This is a genomic window from Caballeronia calidae (genome assembly GCF_900044055.2).
Lineage (GTDB): Bacteria > Pseudomonadota > Gammaproteobacteria > Burkholderiales > Burkholderiaceae > Caballeronia > Caballeronia calidae.
The window spans coordinates 15007-33234 of record NZ_FCOX02000035.1 but is presented as its reverse complement, the minus strand read 5'-3'; the positions used below and the strand labels follow the sequence as shown (position 1 = coordinate 33234).

General features: G+C 63.0%; 14 protein-coding genes. 4 read left to right on the top strand and 10 right to left on the bottom strand.

The window, feature by feature from the left end; genetic code table 11:
• Window positions 1–36: 36 nt before the first annotated feature.
• Window positions 37–1614 carry an aldehyde dehydrogenase (NADP(+)) gene (locus AWB78_RS26825; RefSeq protein ID WP_062608999.1) on the bottom strand — a complete coding sequence of 526 codons (1578 nt, stop codon included), beginning with the start codon at window positions 1612–1614 and terminating at the stop codon, window positions 37–39.
• A 226-nt stretch (window positions 1615–1840) separates the two neighbouring features.
• A complete protein-coding gene (locus AWB78_RS26820; RefSeq protein WP_062608998.1) occupies window positions 1841–3370 on the bottom strand; it encodes an MFS transporter in 1530 nt (509 codons plus the stop codon).
• Between the two features lie 251 nt (window positions 3371–3621).
• Between AWB78_RS26820 and AWB78_RS26815 the strand changes: the two genes are divergently transcribed.
• From AWB78_RS26815 to AWB78_RS26795, 4 genes are all read left to right on the top strand, one after another.
• On the top strand, window positions 3622–4083 hold the full coding sequence (locus AWB78_RS26815; protein WP_062608997.1) for a universal stress protein: 462 nt from the start codon (window positions 3622–3624) through the stop codon (window positions 4081–4083).
• Between the two features lie 119 nt (window positions 4084–4202).
• Window positions 4203–4922: a helix-turn-helix domain-containing protein gene (locus AWB78_RS26810; protein ID WP_074173540.1), complete on the top strand. Its 720-nt coding sequence runs from the start codon at window positions 4203–4205 to the stop codon at window positions 4920–4922.
• Between the two features lie 164 nt (window positions 4923–5086).
• Window positions 5087–6394: an SUMF1/EgtB/PvdO family nonheme iron enzyme gene (locus tag AWB78_RS26805; RefSeq protein ID WP_062608995.1), complete on the top strand. Its 1308-nt coding sequence runs from the start codon at window positions 5087–5089 to the stop codon at window positions 6392–6394.
• Between the two features lie 546 nt (window positions 6395–6940).
• Complete coding sequence (locus AWB78_RS26795; protein ID WP_062608993.1) at window positions 6941–8128, top strand: GGDEF domain-containing protein; 1188 nt, start codon at window positions 6941–6943, stop codon at window positions 8126–8128.
• 166 nt (window positions 8129–8294) lie between these two features.
• Here AWB78_RS26795 and AWB78_RS26790 read toward each other — a convergent pair whose 3' ends face one another.
• The 8 genes from AWB78_RS26790 to AWB78_RS26755 form a co-directional block, all read right to left on the bottom strand.
• Window positions 8295–9314, bottom strand: a complete 1020-nt coding sequence (locus AWB78_RS26790) for a 2-dehydropantoate 2-reductase (protein ID WP_062608992.1) — start codon at window positions 9312–9314, stop codon at window positions 8295–8297.
• Between the two features lie 112 nt (window positions 9315–9426).
• Window positions 9427–10824, bottom strand: a complete 1398-nt coding sequence (locus tag AWB78_RS26785) for an NAD(P)(+) transhydrogenase (Re/Si-specific) subunit beta (RefSeq protein WP_062608991.1) — start codon at window positions 10822–10824, stop codon at window positions 9427–9429.
• A 10-nt stretch (window positions 10825–10834) separates the two neighbouring features.
• A complete protein-coding gene (locus AWB78_RS26780) occupies window positions 10835–12394 on the bottom strand; it encodes a Re/Si-specific NAD(P)(+) transhydrogenase subunit alpha (RefSeq protein WP_062608990.1) in 1560 nt (519 codons plus the stop codon).
• Between the two features lie 75 nt (window positions 12395–12469).
• On the bottom strand, window positions 12470–13279 hold the full coding sequence (locus AWB78_RS26775; protein ID WP_062609051.1) for a fumarylacetoacetate hydrolase family protein: 810 nt from the start codon (window positions 13277–13279) through the stop codon (window positions 12470–12472).
• 279 nt (window positions 13280–13558) lie between these two features.
• Window positions 13559–13990, bottom strand: a complete 432-nt coding sequence (locus AWB78_RS26770; RefSeq protein ID WP_062608989.1) for a PAS domain-containing protein — start codon at window positions 13988–13990, stop codon at window positions 13559–13561.
• A 165-nt stretch (window positions 13991–14155) separates the two neighbouring features.
• Window positions 14156–15409 (bottom strand): formyl-CoA transferase, encoded by a 1254-nt coding sequence (gene frc / locus AWB78_RS26765; RefSeq protein WP_062608988.1) that lies wholly within the window; start codon window positions 15407–15409, stop codon window positions 14156–14158.
• Between the two features lie 28 nt (window positions 15410–15437).
• Window positions 15438–17180 carry an oxalyl-CoA decarboxylase gene (gene oxc / locus AWB78_RS26760; RefSeq protein WP_062608987.1) on the bottom strand — a complete coding sequence of 581 codons (1743 nt, stop codon included), beginning with the start codon at window positions 17178–17180 and terminating at the stop codon, window positions 15438–15440.
• A gap of 251 nt (window positions 17181–17431) precedes the next feature.
• On the bottom strand, window positions 17432–18163 hold the full coding sequence (locus tag AWB78_RS26755) for a GntR family transcriptional regulator (RefSeq protein ID WP_062609050.1): 732 nt from the start codon (window positions 18161–18163) through the stop codon (window positions 17432–17434).
• Between the last annotated feature and the right edge of the window lie 65 nt (window positions 18164–18228).

Sequence of the window (18228 nt, the reverse complement as noted above, 5' to 3'; positions counted from 1 at the left end):
TATTCGTCACACCGATATCCGTCAATGCCGGCCATGTCAGTTCGGCCCCAGTTCCCCATCCCTCAGACGCCAGAGCGAGAGCGGATTGTCCTCCGCGAGCGCCTCCGGCAGCAGCGCCGCCGGCAAGTCCTGATAGCACACGGGCCGCAGGAAGCGTTCGATCGCCATCGCGCCGACCGATGTCGAGCGGCTGTCGGATGTCGCCGGGAAAGGTCCGCCGTGCACCATCGCGTAGGACACTTCGACGCCCGTCGGAAAGCCGTTCGCCAGAATCCGCCCGGCCTTGCGCTCGAGCACCGGCAGCAGGCGCCGCGCGAGCTCGACATCGTCCTTTTCCATGAGCAGCGTCGCGGTCAGCTGGCCTTCGAGATGGCGCGCGACGGCGATCATCTCGTCCTCGTCGCGGCACACGACGATCACCGAGGTCGGCCCGAAAATCTCGCCCGAGAGCGCGGGCGTCGCGAGAAACTCGTCCGCGTTCACGCGATACAGCGCCGGCAGCGCGCCGCTCCCGGCCGTCCCCTTCACGCCCGTCGCGATGCAGTGTGCGGGCGTAGTGTTGCGCTCGTCGATGCCGCTGCCATACGCCGCCGCGATCTGCGCGGTGAGCATCGTCTGCGTCTCCTTCTTCATGATCGCGGTGGCGGCGAGATCGATGAAGTCGTCGAGATCCGGGCCTTCCAGCGCGATCACGAGGCCCGGGTTCGTGCAGAACTGGCCGACGCCGAGCGTCACCGAATCGATGTAGGCGACCGCCAGCTTGTCGCCCTTCGCGGCCAGCGCCTGCGGCAGCGCGAATACCGGGTTCACGCTGCTCATCTCGGCGTAGACGGGAATCGGCACCGGGCGCTTCGACGCGATATCGACGAGCGCGAGGCCGCCGCGCCGCGAGCCGGTGAAGCCCACCGACTGGATGGCCGGATGCGCGACGAGCGCCTCGCCGATCGCATTGCCCTCGCCGACGACGAGCGAGAACACGCCCTCGGGCAAGCCGCTGTCCGCGACCGCCTTCTGCACCGCGCGCCCGACGAGCTCGGACGTGCCCAGATGCGCCGGATGCGACTTCACGACGACCGGACACCCCGCCGCGAACGCGGACGCGGTATCGCCGCCCGCCACCGAAAACGCCAGCGGGAAGTTGCTCGCGCCGAACACGGCGACCGGCCCGACCGGAATCTTTTGCAAACGCAGGTCGGAACGCGGCAGCGGTTTTCTGTCCGGCTGCGCCGAATCGAGCGTGGCGGCGAGCCAGCGGCCCTCGCGCACGAGCGATGCGAACAGGCGCAACTGTCCGACCGTGCGGGCGCGTTCGCCCTCGAGACGCGCCTTCGGCAGCGCCGATTCGGCCATCGCGCGCTCGATCAGCGCGTCGCCGAGCGCGATGATGTTGTCCGCGATCGCCTCCAGAAACTGCGCGCGCGTTTCGAGCGGCGCGTGGCGGTAGTCGTCGAAAGCGGCCTCCGCGAGCTCGCACGCGCGCGCGACGTCCGCCGCGCCGCCGCCGCCGAACGCGGGCTCGAGATCGGCATTGCGCGCGGGGTCGAACGCGCGGAGCGTGGCGTCGGTGCCCCGCACGGCCGATGCGCCGATCAGCATGTCTCCGGTGATCTTCATGTCAGCTCCTCATCTCTGTTGGCGATGAACGGCGCTCACGTCGCGCGGCCGTCCTCAATGCGAGTGACTCGCTGCCCGCGCAAGCGTTCCGCGCGAGCCGCCGTCGAGGGCGGTGAAGCAAATGCGGTGCGCGGTCGGTCCGGACGCGAGCCCGCGGCGCGAAAGCGGTCCGCGCCGCGACGCAAAAACTATAGGCCGGACGAACCGCTTGTCAAAGGCGCGGCCTTCAGGACTTCGGCACGGGCGTCGCGTGCTTCCTGAACGTGATATGCGCGATGCGCCGCACCAGCAGCACCGCCACGAGCGCCGCGACGGCCGTCAGCATCACGCCGATGTGGATCGATTGCACGAGCGCGTCGCGCGCGGCGTCGAAAAGCGCGGGCGCATCGAGGCCGGCGGCTTTCAATTCGCCGAGAATGCGCTCGCGCAAGGCTTCGTCGACGAGTATGCGCGGGTCCGACAGGCGCGGCAGCCATTGCGTCGAGACCGGCTCGCCGAGCACGCTGACCGTGCGCCCGACGACGTTCGCATAGTGATGCGCGACGATCGTCCCGACGATGCTCGTGCCCATCATCCCGCCGACCATGCGCGTGGATTGCAGAAGCGCCGTCGTGATGCCGAAGCGCTCGCGCCCCGCGATCTCCTGCCCGAAGATGTTCATGTTGTTCAGGATGAAGCCCAGGCCGATGCCGGTCGCGGCCATCGGCAGCTCGATCCACACGTGCGGCGTCGAGGCGCGCGCGAACGCCAGCGCGATCGACGCGAAGAGAAGCAGCGTGAAGCCGATCGACAGAATGTTCACCGGCTTCTTCATGTGAATGACGATGCGCGTGTTGATGAAGCTGCCGAGCGCGATGCACGCGGCGATCGGCGTCGCGAGCAGACCCGCTTCCTGCGGCGACAGACCGAAGCCGCCCTGCAGCATGAGCGGCGCGAAGAAGATCAGCGAGAACATCACGAAGCCCGCCATGAAAGACAGCGTGAACAGCGTGTTGAGCTGCGCGTCGCGGAAGATATCGAGCGGGATGATCGGATGCGTCGCGCGGCGCTCGCAGATCAGCAGCGCGACGGCGCACACCGCCACGCCGATGCCGAGCGCGATATTGCCGGTCGTGAGGCCGTCCTGCGGCAGCGCTTCGATCAGCGCCTGAAAGCCGCCGAGCACGAGCGCGACGAGCACGGCGCCCGTCCAGTCGATCTTCACGCCGCCCTCGCGCGCTCTGTGGAGGTTCGGCAGATGCGACCAGATGAAGTAGAGCGCCGCCGCGCCGACCGGCAGATTGACGAGGAAGGTCGAACGCCAGCCCCAGTGCTGGCTCATCCAGCCGCCGAGCGACGGCCCCGCCGCCGTGCCGATTCCATACGCCGCCGCCAGCACGACCTGCCAGCGCACGCGCGTGCGCGGATCGGGGAACAGATCGGGAATCGATGCGAACGCGGTGCCCACCATCATCCCGCCGCCGACGCCCTGCAACCCGCGCGCGAGCACGAGAAACAGCATGCTGGGGGCGAGCCCGCAGAGCACCGACGCGACCGTGAACGTGATCACCGCCGCGATCACGAAGCGCTTGCGCCCGAAGTAATCGCCGAGCCGCCCGAACACCGGCACCGTGACGACCGACGCGAGCAGATAGGCGCTTGCGATCCACGCGTAGAACTCGAAGCCGTGCAGCTCCGCGACGATCGACGGCAGCGCGGTGCTGACCACCGTCTGGTCGAGCGCGACCAGCATGTTGACGAGGCCGATGCCGAGCATCGCGTAGAGAGCGGTTCTGAACGGTAAAGCAGGCGGCGTTTGGGTCACGATCGGCGGGAAGGCTGGAGAAGTGCTAAAAAGAGCGCGCGCCGCCGGAGTTTTAAGCGGGCGCTGACGTCGAAGAACCACGAATTGTACGGCCTGGCTTGCGCTGGATCGACTTATCGCAAAAAAGCGATGCTGCGCTGCAACGCATCGCCCTATGATGCGGGGCATGCTTCGCAGGTCGCCCGCACTTTGAGGAAATCGCCATGTTCAAACGCATTCTCGTCGCCATCGACGGCAGCCGGACTTCCGAGCGCGCCTTCGAGGCCGCCCTCGATCTCGCCGTCACGCACCAGGCGATCGTGCAGCCGTATTACGTCGTCGAGGCCGGACCGATGTATCTCGACGTGCCCGGCTACGATCCCTCGTCGCTGCACACGAGCCTGATGGAGCAAGGCGCGGCGCTCGCGCACGACGCCACCGACCGGATGAAGGCGCGCGGCGTCGCCGGGGGAGTCGTGACCGTGGAAGCGACCGCGAGCGACGACGTCGCCACGCTCGTCATCAAGGCGGCGAACGCCTTCAATGCCGATCTGCTGATCATGGGCACGCACGGGCGCAAGGGCTTTCAGCGGTTGATTCTCGGCAGCGTGGCCGAGCGGTGTCTGCGTCAGGCGACCGTGCCCGTGCTGCTCATCCCATCGGCCGCGGGCGGGGCATCCGAATAAGCAACTGCCCACGGCAAGAAACTTTGACGGATTGCCTGTCTGCGTCATTTTTCCACGCGGCCGGGCGAATGGCCTATGGGACAATCGTTTTGTCATTCATCAACAAAATGAAGCCCAAAATGACCGCCTTGTCCGACTCTTCCCACGCGCGGCGCAACGCGGCGCACTGCTCGACCTGTGCAATGCGTCATCTCTGCATGCCCGAGGGCCTCTGTGCCAATGACATCGCGAAACTGGAGAACATCATCTCCGTTTCGCGCAAGATCAAGCGCGGCGATGCGCTCTTTCGCACCGGCGACCGCTTCGAGTCGCTGTTCGCGGTGCGCTCCGGGTCGATCAAGACGGTCGTCACGCACGACGGCGGCCGGGAGCAGGTCACGGGTCTTTTGCTCGCGGGCGATGCCCTCGGCTTCGAAGGCATCGAGGAAGGCGAGCATACGTGCGATGCCATTGCGCTGGAAGACAGTTCAGTCTGCGTCGTGCCCTATACGCTCTTCGAGCGCATGTGCCGCGAAACCGACGCGCTCCAGCGCCGTCTGCATCGCATGATGAGCCACGCGGTGAATCGCGAGGCGAGTCACGTCACGAGGCTCGGCATGCTGCGCGCCGATGAGCGCGTCGCGCGGCTGCTGCTCGATCTGTCCTCGCGGCTTTCCAAGCGCGGCTATGCGTCGTCCGAGTTCACGCTGCGCATGACGCGCGACGACATGGGCAGCTATCTCGGCATGACGCTCGAAACCGTGAGCCGCACGCTGTCGCGTTTCGACAAGGCGGGACTCATCGAGACGCAGGGCAAGTTCATCCGCATCCGCGACTTCGACGCCCTGCGCGCCGTCTGACGCTGCATTACCCGCGATTATTGCGCTTTCGCGAATAATAGCCGCCCATATTTCGGTTGGCACGCCGTTCGCTACGGTTTAGTCTCTTTTGTTCGGCCAAAGCGAGCGCCCGGCGTTTGCCTTGGCCGATGCGAGCCATTGGCCAGCCACGGAGATTGGGCGACATGAACCGCGAACCTTCCCTGCGTCATCCGCTGCTCGAGCGCCTCGCCGAGGCGCGCCGGGTCACCGACGAGCTCTTCGACGTCGTCAGGCGCGAGCACCTTTACGACAGGCCGATCGCCGAGCGGCATCGCATCGTGTTCTATATCGGGCATCTCGAAGCATTCGACCGCAATCTGTTCGACAAGCGGCTCTTCGATCTGCCGAGCCCGAATCCCCGCTACGACGAGCTATTCGCGTTCGGCATCGATCCGGTGGACGGCGGCCTGCCGACCGATCAGCCGTCCGACTGGCCGACCCTCGACGAAGTGCACGCGTACCGGGACACGCTTCGCGCCGACATCGACGCGCACTTCGATCCGATCAAGATCGCCGTCGAGCCGCTTTGCACCGACGAATCGCCCGCGAAGCTGCTCGAAGTCGCGATCGAGCATCGGCTGATGCATGCCGAAACGCTGGCGTACATGCTGCATCAATTGCCGATCGATGAAAAAAATGCACCATCGGACGCGCGTTCGGAGCGCGAGTCGGATCGCGCGCTCGTGCACGAATCGGTGCGCGTGCCGGCCGGCAGCGCGACGCTCGGCCTGACGCGCGAAAGCGGTCTGTTCGGATGGGACAACGAGTTCGGCGAGGAACGCATCGACGTGCCCGCGTTCGAAATCGACCGCTATATGGTCACGAACGCCGAGTATCTGCGCTTCATCGACGCGGGCGGCTACTGGAACCGCGCGCATTGGGACGACGCCGACTGGGACTGGAAAGAGGAACAGCGCATTGCGCATCCGGCCTTCTGGATTCCGTTCGACGGCGACGACGGAGAAGGCGCGTGGAAGCTGCGCACCATGTTCGACGAAATTCCCCTGCCGCCCGACTGGCCCGTGTATGTGAGCCACGCGGAAGCGAAAGCGTACGCGCGCTGGGCCGGCAAATCGTTGCCGACCGAGGCGCAGTGGCAGCGCGCGGCGATGGGCGCGCCGCACGTCACCGAAGGCAACTTCGATTTCCGCCGATGGGACCCGTCGCCGGTGCAGGCGCATCCGGAGAATCGCAGCGAGTTCGGCGTCGAGGGACAGTTCGGCAATGGCTGGGAATGGACGTCGACGGAATTCGGCCCGCTGAACGGATTCGAGCCGTTTCCGTTTTACCTCGGCTATTCGGCGAATTTCTTCGACGGCAAGCACTTCGTCATCAAGGGCGGCTCGCCGCGCACGGCGGCATGCATGCTGCGGCCGAGTTTTCGCAACTGGTTCCAGGCGCATTATCAGTATGTGTATGCCGGGTTCCGGTGCGTGAAGGGTGACAGGTGAAAGTGTCCTGATCGAATGTGCGTCCGACATCATCGAGATAGCGCGACGCTTCTCGCATGATGCGGCCGTTCGCCGGTAAGCGACGCGATGCGCGTCGCTTTCGACGCATCCTGCTTCATTCACGTGACTCGGCCGCCGCGAGCGGATAATGCGGGCGAAACCACGTCGTGCAAACGCCCGCCTTAGCCGTCAATGCAGGCAACGTTGAAGATACTGGACGAATGGCGCAAGCGCACGCAACGCCGGTAGCGCATGGCCCCGCGCACCCTCCCGGCTCTACTGAATGATTGAAGTCGACAACAAGTCGGTGCCGTTATTTGTTGGAATCGGCCCGCAATTCTCTAAAGTTTTGCAATCGCGCGCCGTTATTCGATGTTGATCGACAGTGGGTCTATCGACTCGATTAGCAGCTTAGCGACCAAATTCAACCGTCGGTTGCCGCTCACTCGGCAGCCACCGCCCGCGCTGTCGCGACGCAGGGCTTTCGACGCGGCAACGTCACTACGCTTTGAAAACTGCGGTACATCGCGCTCCAACAAGCCAATCATGCCCACGTTTGACCTGCGTACCGTCCTGCTGATGGCATCCGTGATGCCCGGACTGATGGCGCTAGTGATGTTTTCGATAGGCAGAACATTTCCCAGAAGCATTCGCGGTGTAGCGCAATGGGCGCAGGGCTCACTTGTCTTTTCGGCTGCCACATTCCTCATGGCGCTGCGCGATACGCTTCCGGACTGGCTCTCGGTCATCTGCGGCAATATATGTATCGTCGGCGGTATAGGACTTTGGCTCATTGGCAGTCAGCGCTACTTCGGCCGAGTACCTTTTGTCCGGTTCGTCTCAGCGTTGACTGTGATCGATGCGGTCTGCCTTAGCTGGATGACATGGATCGACTTCGCCCCTTACGGGCGCTCCCTGTGCACGAATGTCATTCTTGCACTGCTTTTCGCCCTTTTAGCTTATGAACTACTGAGGTTCGGGCAAAGGGATAATGGCGCGAAGGTCGTAGGCTCCATGTTTGCAGTCGAGACGCTCATAACTTTAACGAGAATCGTGACGTCGCTAAAACCGGGATCCGCGCACGAAGGCTTATACGCGCAGGATCTGGTGCAACTGATTTACCTGAGCAGCGGCGCATTCATGTCCCTCAGCATAACGGTGGGATTCATGCTGACAGCAGTGAATAGACTTCGAATTCATCTCGAACAACTTTCTCTCATCGATCCGCTCACTGGCCTCCTCAATCGCCGCGCTCTTCTGGAGGCCCACAAGATTGCGAGGGAAGCGCCTCGCCGGACGGGACCCTACCTGTCACTGCTGCTGATCGACCTCGACCATTTCAAAAGAATCAACGACACCTACGGTCACTCGATGGGTGACGACATCCTGGTGGATTTCGCGCGACGCGCTGCTCTCGCGCTCCCCCAGCACGCTCACTTCGCGCGCTGGGGCGGAGAGGAGTTCGCGGTGCTTCTCCCTTGCAAGATCGTCGATGAACCGCTCGGCCTCGCCCGTGCACTGCAGGCACGTATCGCATGGACGGACGGCTCAGCCTTGCCTTCATATACCTGTAGCATCGGAATTGCATGTCTCAATGCGCGCGAAGCGACCATCGAACAATTATTGAAGCATGCAGACCACGCGCTGTATCGTGCGAAGGGCAATGGTCGTAATCGGGTGGAGGTGGAGGCGGAGATGGAGGTCGCGCTCGAATCGCTCGCCGTCGCAAGTTAGCAATGCCGATAGGGTCATTGCGGATTCAGCTCCTCCATCGCCGGCCCTTTCGACGGCTCGAATGGGAAGACGAGAGATCGGCCGCTCGTGCTTGTTCGGCAATGACCCGATTCAGACGAATAGCATAGCTCGAGTGTCCTCGCCCGAGCGTCTCGCCATAGCACGTCTATGAAGTCGTTTCGACGACAGGCGCCGATTTTGCCGTTGATCGGGGCGATTGCTCCGCAATCTGTCCTCGCAGCTTGATGAGCGCGAGCACCGTATCGATCGTCGGTGTCGCTTGCCCGACAAGACGCCCCATTTCCTGCACGACGGTGAGGAGCGGATCGATCTCCATCGGCCTGTTTGCCTCGAGATCCTGGAGCATCGACGTCTTATGCGCGCCGACTGCCCCCGCGCCGTCGATACGCCTTTCGACGTCCACACGGAAATGCACGTCGAAGCGATCGGCAATCGCTTTCGCCTCCAGCATCATGGCCTTCGACACGGCTCGCGTAGCCGGATTACTCGTAATGACATCGAGCGTGGCATGGGTCAATGCGCTGATCGGGTTGAAACAGAGATTACCCCAGAGCTTCAGCCAGATTTCATCACGGATAGACTCGCGGATGGGCGCATCCAGATCCGCCGCGCTCATGATTTCATGCAGCTTTTGAATGCGGCCGCTGCGCTCTCCATTGGGTTCGCCGATCGGAAACTTCTTGCCATATACATGGCGGATCACACCTGGTGCCACGACTTCCGCCGCCGGGTACACCACGCAACCGATCGCACGCTCCGGTCCGAGCGCGTTCCATTGCTTTCCCCCGGGATCGACGCTATCGAGCGTGGACCCTTCCAGCTCGCCTCCGTGCTTGTAGAAGTACCAATAGGGAATCCCGTTGACCGCCGTGACGATGGCCGTCTCCGGCCCGAGCAAAGTCTGAATCTGATCGACGACACCGGGCACTGAATGCGCTTTCAACGCGACGATCACGTAATCCTGCGGACCGAGCTCGCGCGGATCCGACGCGCACCGGACCCTGACGACACGTTCCCCGCCATCGATTTGCAACCGCACGCCGTTCTCCTGCATCGCTGCGAGGTGCGGACCACGCGCAACGAAGCTCACGTCAGCGCCGGCAGATGCCAGCTGCGCGCCAAGGTATGCACCGATTGCACCGGCGCCATAGACACAGATCTTCATCGTTACTCCCGTTACACGTCAAGAATGCCGGGCGCTGAAACACGTTTTCGTTTCAGCCGCCAAGGCCAGGCCTTTCCCATATGCAGTGCTTTGTCTTCGCCGTCGATCCGTCTCAGGCGGCAAGATGACTGAGCAGCGCATCGACACTGCCCTTCGCATCGCCGAAGAGCATCCGCGTGTTTTCTTTATAGAAAAGCGGGTTGTCGACACCGGCGTAGCCTGCTGCCATGCTTCGTTTGGACACGACCACGGTGCGCGCCTTCCACACTTCGAGCACAGGCATGCCGGCGATCGGGCTGCCCGGGTCCTCGAGCGCGCCAGGATTCACGATGTCGTTTGCGCCGATCACGAGCACGACATCCGTGTTGGAGAAGTCGTCGTTGATCTCATCCATCTCGAGGACGATGTCGTAGGGCACCTTCGCCTCTGCCAGCAGTACGTTCATGTGCCCCGGCAAGCGGCCCGCCACCGGGTGAATGCCGAATCGCACGTTCACGCCTTTGCTGCGCAGCTTCTTCGTGATCTCGCTGATCGTCGCCTGAGCCTGCGCGACCGCCATGCCGTAGCCGGGCACGATGACGACTTCCGACGCATCGCGCAGCAGCGAGCCGACTTCGTCGACAGTGACCGGCGCGACTTCCCCTTCGATCGCCTTCGCTGCGGTCGACGTCGCCGTGCCGAACCCGCCCAGAATCACGGCGAGGAATTTGCGGTTCATCGCGCGGCACATGATGTAGCTCAGAATCGCCCCGCTCGATCCGACCAGCGCTCCGGTCACGATCAACAGATCATTGCTGAGCATGAAGCCGGTCGCAGCGGCGGCCCACCCCGAGTAGCTGTTCAGCATCGACACGACCACCGGCATGTCCGCGCCGCCGATCGCCATCACCAGATGCACGCCGATCAGCGCGGCGATCGCGGTCATCGTAAGCAGCGAGCTGATGCCCACCTCCGCGTCGGGCGCTGTGAGGAACACATAGCCGAGCGCAATGCACGCAAACACGCCCACGAGATTCAGCGTGTGCCGCATCGGCAGCAACAGCGGCTTGCCGCCCACCACACCCTGCAACTTCAGGAACGCAGCGATAGACCCCGTGAACGTTATCGCGCCGATGAACACGCCGAGATAAATCTCGACATTGTGGACCGATTGCGCCACGCCACCCGACTCCGCGTCGACTGCCGGCGACAGGTAGCTCGCAATGGCGACCAGCACGGCCGCCAGACCCACGAAACTGTGCAACGCCGCGACGAGCTGCGGCATCTGTGTCATCTCGACGCGCCGCGCAAGTATCGCGCCGCCCGCTATGCCGATCGTCATCAGCACGACGACGACCGGCAACGCGGCCCCGCCGTTGAGCCATAGCGTGGTGACGATGGCGATGGCCATGCCGACGACGCCATAGAGGTTGCCGCGCCGCGCCGTCGATGGATGGCTGAGCCCGCGCAGGCTCAGGATGAACAGCACGCTCGCCGCCAGATAGGCGATGCTTCCGATTCCGTTTTGCATGTCGATCTCCTTAGCGCTGGAACATGTTCAACATGCGTTGAGTGACGAGAAATCCACCAGCGATGTTGATCGTCGCGACCAATATCGCGAGGCCGGCGAGAATCGCGACCAGATGATGCGGCGTGCCGACCTGCAGCAGCGCGCCCGTCACGATGATTCCACTGACCGCATTCGTCACGCTCATCAGCGGCGTGTGCAAGGCGGGCGTCACGTTCCACACGACCTGGAAGCCGATGAAGATGGCCAGCACGAACACGGTGAAGTGCGCGACGAACGCAGGCGGAGCAACGGCGCCCAGCGCCGCAAGCAATGCCGCTGAAATAACGAGCCCGGCCACGCCGATCCATCCTGCGCGGCGCTTCTGTTCGACGGTCACGACAATCGGCGCTGCGGGCTTTGCGGCAGCGGGCGGGGCAACCGCGGGCTCGGGTCTCTTGGGCGGCGGCCACTTCACTTCGCCGCGCAGCACCACCGTTACGCCGCCGATCACCTCGTCAGCGGTATCGAGCACGATCTCGCCGTTCTTCTGCGGCGTCAGATCGGTCAGCAGATGCCGCAGATTCGTGCCGTACAGCTGGCTCGATTGCGTTGCCATGCGCGACGGGAGATCCGTATAGCCGACGATCGTGACGCCTTCCACGGATGCCGCCTCGCCCGGCTGCGTCAGTTCGCAGTTGCCGCCCTGCTCCGCCGCCATGTCGACGATCACGCTGCCCTGGCGCATGCTGCGCACCATGTCGGCGGTGATCAGTTTCGGCGCGGGCTTACCGGGGATCAGCGCGGTCGTCACGATGATGTCGACTTCCTTCGCTTGCGCGGCAAAGAGCGCCATTTCAGCAGCGATGAATTCGGGGCTCATCTCTTTGGCGTAGCCGCCGTTGCCGCTGCCGTCCTCGACATAGTCGAGCTCGAGAAACTCGGCGCCCATGCTCTCGACCTGCTGCCGCACTTCGGGCCTCGTATCGAACGCACGGACGATCGCGCCAAGACTGCGCGCCGCGCCGATCGCCGCCAGTCCCGCCACGCCGGCGCCGATCACCATCACTTTCGCCGGCGCGATCTTGCCTGCCGCCGTGATCTGTCCCATGAAACCGCGGCCGAACCCGTGCGCAGCTTCGATGACCGCGCGATAGCCCGCCATATTGGCCATCGAACTCAATGCATCGAGCTTTTGCGCGCGCGAAATGCGCGGCACGCAGTCCATCGCGAGCACGGTGACGTTGCGCGCGCTCAGGCGCGTCAATAGCGCCGCGTTCTGCGCCGGCCAGACAAAGCTGATCAGCGTCGACCCTGCGCGCAGCCACTCGACTTCATCGGATTCAGGCGCGATGGAAGGCGCACGCACTTTCACGACGATATCCGCGCCTGCATAGAGCGATGGCGCATCCTTGGCGATGTGCGCACCCGCGGCGCGATAGGCATCGTCGGCGAATGCGGCAAGCTCACCCGCGCCGGCCTCGACGGTAACCTCGAAACCGAGCTTCAGCAGGTGCCCGACTACTTCTGGCGTCAACGCGACGCGACGCTCCCCGGGATAGCGCTCCCGTGGCACAGCAATCATCATTGGCATGACTGTGTTCCCAATCGACGGTTTGTATTCTTGAGTGGCGCACGCCTGGATGCGCCTGATTGCGCCTGAGAAGGCTTATCGTGCTTCAGCCGTCGCGAGGACTTCGGACACGTGGTTCGTCAATGTGCCGATGCCTTCGATCGAGACCTCGACCGTCGCGCCGTCGCGCATCGAACCCACGCCCAGCGAAGTGCCGCATGCGATGACGTCGCCTGGCAGCAAGGTCATATCGCGGGAAATGCGGCTCACCTGTTCCAGTGGCGAAAACGCCATGTCGGCAAGCGGATAGTTCTGTCGCTCGACGCCGTCCAGCGTCGTCACGACGTGCGTGTTTTGCCAGTCGAGCCCGGTTGCGATCGCAGGACCGATGCAGCCGAAGGTGTCGTAGCCTTTCGCGCGGCACCATTGCGGAAAGTTGGCATCCTCGAACAGCAGCTCGGCGGCTGTGACGTCGTTCACGCACGTATAGCCGAACACGTAATCGGCCGCTTCTTCGATACTCACATTGCTGCACCGCTTTCCGATCACGATGCCGAGTTCGCCTTCATAGACGATCTTGCCGTCGTATCCCACGGGGCGCCGGATCGTGTCGCCGGGTCCTGCGAGGGATGTCGAAGGCTTGATGAGAAACAGCGGGTGTGCGGGCAGCGCCTTGCCCAGCTTCGCGGAGAGCGCATGAAAGTTGTTCCATAACGCGACGATCCGGCTCGGCACGCACGGACTCGTCAGCGAAATCTCTTCGAGGTCGAACGTCCGTCCTGTCCGACGCGGCGAAGCGAACATGTCTCCTTCGTATTCGATCACGCGCCCGTCCTCGAGCAAGCCGAAACCAGTGCGGCCGTCATCCTTGGCCGTCGCGCGCGTATAGCGGATCCACAAGCTCATAATCGTTTTTTCCCGATGTCGCAAAACCTTTTCGCGCTGATGCGGCGATGTCATATGCACGCACGCAGCCGCTTGCGCCTCGCATCAGCACGAAGCTGGCGCGAGGTACGAATGATGGTCAGTTTCCTGGTCGGTCAGCCGCGAATACGGGCATCGAGTGAAGCGGCCGGTGGGATGAGTGGCCGCTTCCTTACTCAGCTACGCCCGTGCGCATTTTTTGGTGCGCGGGCGCAGCTGTATTCTCCTGGTTGCTTTTTCGTTCTCTGAATCAGTGAATGCTCAGGCGTTGGCGTTTGCCTCCAGCTCGGCGATACGCTTGCGCAGTGCGCGATCTTCCTGAAACCGCGCCGTTTCATCGCGGACGATCGCGACGATGCCGTTCAATTCGCCTTGCGGCGAATGCAACAGCGCGACGGTGAACGCAATCGACATCGCGCGTCCGGCTTTATCGACGGCGGGCACCTTGAGCAGATCGTGTCCATAACGCGTCTCGCCAGTCGCCATCGTCTTGTGATAGCCGTCCCAATGACGACCGCGCAGGCGTTCCGGAATGATCAGATCCAGCGACTGACCCAATGCTTCGCTTTGGGTGAAGCCGAACATGCGTTCCGCCGCCGGATTCCATAGTGTGATCGCGCCGCTCGCATCCGAAATGATGACGGCGTCGCCGATCGCATTGACGAGTTGTTCGTAGTCGATGGTGTGGGTCATGATGTCATCCGGATCGTGGGGTATCGATTGAAGCTCGGGCTCGAATCGATCCAGTCTATTCGAAGGGGCGCTGCCGTTCTTTCACCTTGGCTTTTTCGCACCACTGCCGCGAAAAAGAAAGACCGTAGAAGGCAGCGCTCACCTTTACCTGCCAGGACGACTACGTCAAACGGCGCCCGCTTTCTGCATGAGCGCAACCTGCTCCGTGCTATAGCCAAGCTCGCGCAGCACTTCCTCGGTGTGCTCGCCCAGCAGCGGCGAGCTCGTGATTTCCGGCTTCAGCTCCGAGAACTTGATCGGGCTGCCGACCGTGAGGTACTTGCCGCGGACCTTGTGATCCACTTCGACGATGGAACCGCTCTTGCGCAACGACTCGTCGTTCGCGAGTTCCTTCATCGTCAGCACCGGCGCGCACGGAATATCGAACTTGCGCAGGATATCGACGGCTTCGAACTTGGTCTTGTCGGCGAGCCAGTCTTCGATCTTGCCGAAGATATCGAAGATGTGCGACTGGCGCGCTTCGGCCGTGTTGTAGTCCGGGTCTTCGATCCATTGCTCCTTGCCGATTGCACGGCAGATCGGCGCCCACGCGTGGCCCTGAATCGTGAAGTAGATGTAGGCGTTCGGATCGGTTTCCCAGCCCTTGCACTTGAGCACCCAGCCCGGCTGCCCGCCGCCGCCCGCATTGCCGCCACGCGGCACGACGTCGCTGAACGTGCCGTGCGGATACTGCGGATATTCCTCGAGATAGCCGACGCGATCCAGGCGTTGCTGGTCGCGCAGCTTCACGCGGCACAGATTGAGCACGCTGTCCTGCATCGACACGGCAACCTTCTGCCCCTTGCCCGTTTGCTGACGGCCGATGATCGCCGTCAGGATGCCGATCGCGAGGTGCATGCCGGTGTTGCTGTCGCCGAGCGCCGCCGCGCTGATGGTCGGCGGGCCGTCCCAGAAGCCCGTGGTCGATGCCGCGCCACCCGCGCATTGCGCGACGTTTTCGTAGACTTTCAGGTCGTCGTAGTGGTGGCCGTCGCTGAAGCCCTTGACGGACGCCACGATCATCTTCGGATTCAGCGCCTTGATGTTTTCCCAGGAGAAACCCATCCGGTCCAGCGCGCCCGGCCCGAAATTCTCGACCAGCACGTCCGATTCCTTGATCAGCTTGGTCAGCACTTCCTTGCCTTCGGGCTTCTTCGTATCGAGCGTCAACGAGCGCTTGTTGCTGTTGAGCATCGTGAAGTACAGCGCATCCGCGTCCGGAATGTCGCGCAACTGGTTACGCGTGACGTCGCCCGAACCGGGACGCTCGACCTTGATCACGTCCGCGCCGAACCATGCCAGCATCTGGGTGCATGCGGGACCGGCCTGCACGTGCGTGAAGTCGATGATCTTGATGCCTTCGAGTGGTTTGTTGCTCAAGGGGATTCTCCTGGGTGGCTCGTCTTGGTTACTTTTTCGATGCCGCGCTTTGCGGGTTCAGATTCGTCAGGCGACCGCTCTCCGTGCCGGCCGTCTCGTCGATGACAGCGTTGATCAGCGTCGGCTTGCCGGACTTGATCGCCTCTTCGAGTGCATGCGTGAGCTCTTCCGGCGTCGTCGCGTTGAAGCCGATGCCGCCGAATGCCTCGATCATCTTGTCGTAGCGTGCGTTCTTCACGAACACGGTCGGCGCGACATCCTTGCCGCCGGTGGGATTCACATCGGTGCCGCGATACACGCCGTTGTTGTTGAAGACGATGGTGCAGACCGGCAAGTCGTATCGGCAGATGGTTTCGAGTTCCATGCCGCTGAAGCCGAACGCGCTGTCGCCTTCGATCGCGACGACCTGCTTGCCGCTCGTCACCGCCGCGCCGATCGAGAAGCCCATGCCGATGCCCATGATCCCCCACGTGCCCGAATCGAAACGCTTGCGCGGCTCGTACATGTCGATGATGCTGCGCGCATAGTCGAGCGTGTTCGCGCCTTCGTTGACGACGTTGATGTCCGGGCGCGTCTTCAACACGTCGCGGATGGCGCGCAGCGCGCTGTGGAAGTTCATCGGCGACGGATTCTTCGCGAGCGTCGCCGCCATCTTTTCGAGGTTCTTGTTCTTGCGCTCGTTGATCGCGCCCGTCCATTCGCTCGACGGCTTCGGAAAGCCCGCGCCGATGCCTTCGACGAGCGCCGACACGCATGAGCCGATGTCACCGATCACCGGTGCGGCGATCGCGACGTTGCTGTCGATTTCGGTCGGCGAGATGTCGATCTGCACGAACTGCTTGGGCGCTGCGCCCCAGGTCTTGCCCTTGCCGTGCGCGAGCAGCCAGTTCAGACGCGCGCCGATCAGCACGACACAATCCGCTTCCTGCAGCACGAACGAACGCGCCGCCGACGCCGATTGCGCATGCGTGTCCGGCAACAGGCCCTTGGCCATCGACATCGGCAGATACGGAATGCCGCTCTTCTCCACCAGCTCGCGAATCTGCGCGTCGGCTTGCGCGTAGGCTGCGCCCTTGCCCAGCAGGATCAGCGGACGCTTCGCGTTTTTGATCACGTCGAGGGCGCGCTTCACCGAATCCGGCGACGGCAACTGACGCGGCGCGGCATCGACGACCTTGATGAGCGATTGCTGGCCCTTGAGCGCGTCCATCGTCTGCGACAGCAGCTTGGCCGGCAGATCGAGATACACGCCGCCCGGACGGCCCGATACAGCCGCGCGGATCGCACGCGCGATGCCGATGCCGATGTCCTCCGCATGCAGCACGCGGTAGGCAGCCTTCGCATACGGCTTTGCCGCGTTCAGCTGGTCCATCTCTTCGTAATCGCCCTGCTGCAGATCGACGATCTCCCGCTCGCTCGAGCCGCTGATCAGGATCATCGGGAAGCAGTTGGTGGTCGCATTGGCAAGCGCGGTCAGGCCGTTCAGGAAGCCCGGCGCCGACACGGTCAGGCAGATGCCCGGCTTCTGCGTCATGTAGCCGGCGATCGCGGCCGCGTTGCCTGCATGCTGCTCATGGCGAAAACCGATGAAGCGCATGCCTTCAGCCTGAGCGAGTCGCGCAAGGTCGGTGATAGGAATCCCGACGAGGCCGAAGATCGTGTCGATGTCGTTCAGCTTCAGGGCATCGATGACGAGATGGAAACCGTCGGTCAACTGCGGCGCCTTCACTTCAGCGGCTTCCTGTGTTCTTGCCTCGAGTACGTCTGCCATTTGTCTCCCCCAGAGGGCCGGTTGTGTTGGTGATATACTAGATACCAGATACGGTATTTGTCAAAGCTTTATTGTCAGTCCGGCATAGGGATGAACCATTAGAGGGTTGCACGGGAGGTGGCGTCATCAACGAGCCGGAGCGCCATGGAACGGCTGCGTACGTGTCCTTGCCAGCGATGGATCGCGCGAGGCGTGACAAGGCCGCGGACACCCGTCACGCGGCCTTTCCTATCGGGTGGCGAACCCGCAGTTCAATCAAGAAAATCGCAATTGGCTTCGACGAAGGCGGCAAGGTCGAGCGAGTGATGCTTCACGAGGCGCTCGGCCAGTTCCGTGTCTCTAGATTCGAGCGCCTCGATGATCCGCATGTGATCGACGATCGAACGCGACGCGCGGTCGCTCTGAGGGAGCGTCATCTTACGAATGGCGCGCACGTGCGCGAAGATATTCTCGATCGTGTCGAAGATGACTTTCGACTTCGACAGCCTCACGACGGCCGAATGGAACGCGATGTTCGCTGCCGAATACTCGTCGATATGCTCGGCGGGTGTCGAATCGCGGAAGTCGTCGAACATCCGGCGAAGCTGAGCGATTTCCTCGTCGGTCGCACGCTGGATGGCGAGTTGCGCCGCAGCGCTCTCGAGTGCGGCCCACATGTGAATCATCTCGACGATCTCGCGCTTGGTTTTGCGCAGGATGTAGACACCGCGACGGGATCCGGCGCGCAGAAACCCTTCCTGCAGGAGCCGCGCCATGGCTTCGCGGATCGGTGTACGCGACACGCCGAGCGCTTCCGTCAGCTCTCTTTCGTCAAGGCGAATTTCACTTCGCGAATGGTAGATATCGGCTTCGTCGATCACCTGGCGTAATTTCATGTAAGCCTGATCGCGAAGCGACGCGGTCGCGCCGATGGGTTCCAGCGACAGCGTCAGTCCGCCGGAGCCAGTCTCGGCCCCTTGCGGGGTTTGAGTTTCAGATGGCATGGATTGCTTGATTCCCCACTGCGGACATGCCTTGGTTGATGTGCGTGCATCGACCGCTTGCCGGA

Excerpts from the sequence above, each read along its gene's own strand:
- AWB78_RS26755 (WP_062609050.1), bottom strand. The coding sequence starts at position 18,163 with ATGCCATCTGAAACTCAAACCCCGCAAGGGGCCGAGACTGGCTCCGGC.
- AWB78_RS26780 (WP_062608990.1), bottom strand. The coding sequence starts at position 12,394 with ATGCCAATGATGATTGCTGTGCCACGGGAGCGCTATCCCGGGGAGCGT.
- AWB78_RS26815 (WP_062608997.1), top strand. The coding sequence starts at position 3,622 with ATGTTCAAACGCATTCTCGTCGCCATCGACGGCAGCCGGACTTCCGAG.
- AWB78_RS26785 (WP_062608991.1), bottom strand. The coding sequence starts at position 10,824 with ATGCAAAACGGAATCGGAAGCATCGCCTATCTGGCGGCGAGCGTGCTG.
- AWB78_RS26775 (WP_062609051.1), bottom strand. The coding sequence starts at position 13,279 with ATGAGCTTGTGGATCCGCTATACGCGCGCGACGGCCAAGGATGACGGC.
- AWB78_RS26805 (WP_062608995.1), top strand. The coding sequence starts at position 5,087 with ATGAACCGCGAACCTTCCCTGCGTCATCCGCTGCTCGAGCGCCTCGCC.
- AWB78_RS26820 (WP_062608998.1), bottom strand. The coding sequence starts at position 3,370 with ATGCTCGGCATCGGCCTCGTCAACATGCTGGTCGCGCTCGACCAGACG.
- AWB78_RS26770 (WP_062608989.1), bottom strand. The coding sequence starts at position 13,990 with ATGACCCACACCATCGACTACGAACAACTCGTCAATGCGATCGGCGAC.
- oxc (WP_062608987.1), bottom strand. The coding sequence starts at position 17,180 with ATGGCAGACGTACTCGAGGCAAGAACACAGGAAGCCGCTGAAGTGAAG.
- AWB78_RS26825 (WP_062608999.1), bottom strand. The coding sequence starts at position 1,614 with ATGAAGATCACCGGAGACATGCTGATCGGCGCATCGGCCGTGCGGGGC.
- AWB78_RS26790 (WP_062608992.1), bottom strand. The coding sequence starts at position 9,314 with ATGAAGATCTGTGTCTATGGCGCCGGTGCAATCGGTGCATACCTTGGC.
- AWB78_RS26795 (WP_062608993.1), top strand. The coding sequence starts at position 6,941 with ATGCCCACGTTTGACCTGCGTACCGTCCTGCTGATGGCATCCGTGATG.
- AWB78_RS26810 (WP_074173540.1), top strand. The coding sequence starts at position 4,203 with ATGACCGCCTTGTCCGACTCTTCCCACGCGCGGCGCAACGCGGCGCAC.